The 1988-nt window shown below is 31.9% G+C and carries 2 protein-coding genes; both read right to left on the minus strand.

The features are described 5' to 3' along the window. Nucleotides 1-517 precede the first annotated feature (517 nt). Nucleotides 518-1060: a Pycsar system effector family protein gene (locus tag A3EU_RS0126685; RefSeq protein WP_156825919.1), complete on the minus strand. Its 543-nt coding sequence runs from the start codon at nucleotides 1058-1060 to the stop codon at nucleotides 518-520. Nucleotides 1061-1080: 20 nt separating this feature from the next. Next, nucleotides 1081-1821, minus strand: a complete 741-nt coding sequence (locus tag A3EU_RS0126690) for a hypothetical protein (protein WP_020539248.1) — start codon at nucleotides 1819-1821, stop codon at nucleotides 1081-1083. Nucleotides 1822-1988 lie beyond the last annotated feature (167 nt).

A 1988-nucleotide genomic window follows, 5' to 3' on the forward strand; every position in this document is an offset into this window, starting at 1 on the left:
GGCTTATTGTGATTTACATGCTGCTAGTTATAAAGATAAGGTCAATTATCATCTTTTGCAATAAATGATTCATCATACGAACATAAAACACTGGTAATCATTACATTGTATTCATTTTATCTTTTTCCTATCTACAATATAAGCTTTCTATTTAGTGACCAAAAAAGCCGAGCCCCTTACTTTGGCAATGAGAAATCGAAGTACTTTAGCTCCAAATCTAATGGAACAAATAGAGCAACGGGGGCAATCTAACCTTTTGCTTTGTATTCGATGATCAAGCGAAGAATCCCCAAGCTGTTCCGACATTCCTCTTTGAAAGACCATCTCAAGCATCTCCACCAAATTTTTCATTCGACTAATCTCTAATGGTATCTTTCAGCATCTGCAAACTCTAATGCTTACTAACTTTAAAGCGTCTTGTTTTTATTTGAGTGCACTGGTCTGATTTCACCGAACTCCCAAGGTAGGCGCAGTAGCGACGAAGGAGCTATTGACGTCCTACCTAAAGTTGGGCGAATTAAAATACATAACTAATAGTGTATATCAACCAAGAAATACATAAAACAATACTTCCTGTACCAAAGATATAAGCTGATATATTTAACAAGTAGAATTTATTACTTGCCAATACTGAAATCTCATGTATTTGAATCAGCAGGTCGTTCTGTAATCCGCCTTTTGAATCTTTACAGTCTAATTTATTTCCAATATTATCGATATATTGTTCAAATGTTTGATGTGCAATTTCTTTAAAAAAAGTAATAGAATAGGTTTCTCTTTTTCTTTTATCTTTAAATTTCATTTTTTTCACTTCATTCGTTCTTGATATTAGTCCATACAAACAAAGAAATAGTGAAAGAACGAATGATATAGATGAAATGACAATTGAAAACTTATAGAAAAAATGAATTGATGTATTTATGTCTTTTATACTAGTTGCAATTACTGAAATTACAGCAATATTCAAGGATAATAATACCCCCAACTTGCTTTCAGCAAATTTCAACCAATCACTAACCGTAACGTACTGATCTTTGATATAGGTATTTAATTTTTCCATTTTTTTTTGAATCATTAAGTTCAATCATAGTGTATCAAAAGTTCCTCATTATTTAAATTTAAGTTATCAAAATATTTCCATTTAATCAAATCTTTATCAATTATCTTACTTCGATGATTTATCTTTCTTATTATTGTTTTCCTATGTCCCGATCCAATAAATAAAACCCCTTGTTCGTATTTATTCTGATAACTGTATTCGTATACTTTATCTAATATTTCATCTTCACGCTTATCAATTATTTCGTTACGTAAACGAGCAATGCTAAGGAGTCTCTCATTATTCTTTGAGTTCAATATTTTCTCTTCAAACCAACTGATTTTTTCTACTATTTCATCATTATGATCACTATTAAGAAACTGGAAGCCATATTTATTTACTAGAGATATCTGATTATTTAGCAGTGCCTTAAATTCATAAGTGTCTTTACCTATAGTGTTGAAAATACTTTTATACATCATATTAACATTCCTATCATAATTTCTTGGGCGCTCAAAAGTATCTACAGGGATATGCTCTACTTCGTGGTTTTGTAAATACCTCCTTACTGCTTTAGACTCTAAAGTAACTAAACATTCTATATTGTATACTTCATCGTATGTAACATCTGAAAGCTCTTCGAAGATTATCTCGGGACGAATCTTTTCAAGAATTCGACACAACTCAATCGAGTTGCAAATTCCTACTTCTTTATGCTTAGTAAAGATTACAGTAACATTATACATAGTTAACTTAATTCTTTCATGTATAGTAAGGGACATGGTTTACACTTCTAAACCCACATAGTTTACACTTTTTAGATGTTTTTTATCTTAGCACGCGCAGCGTTTCGCCCAACTATCAAGCCTACCTGCAGGCCGGAGCCTTGCGGAGGCTTGACAGGTAGGCGGAGTTGTGTGCCGTTTAGTTTTTATATTTTTATCTAAAT

Source organism: Lewinella cohaerens DSM 23179, from assembly GCF_000379805.1.
Lineage (GTDB): Bacteria > Bacteroidota > Bacteroidia > Chitinophagales > Saprospiraceae > Lewinella > Lewinella cohaerens.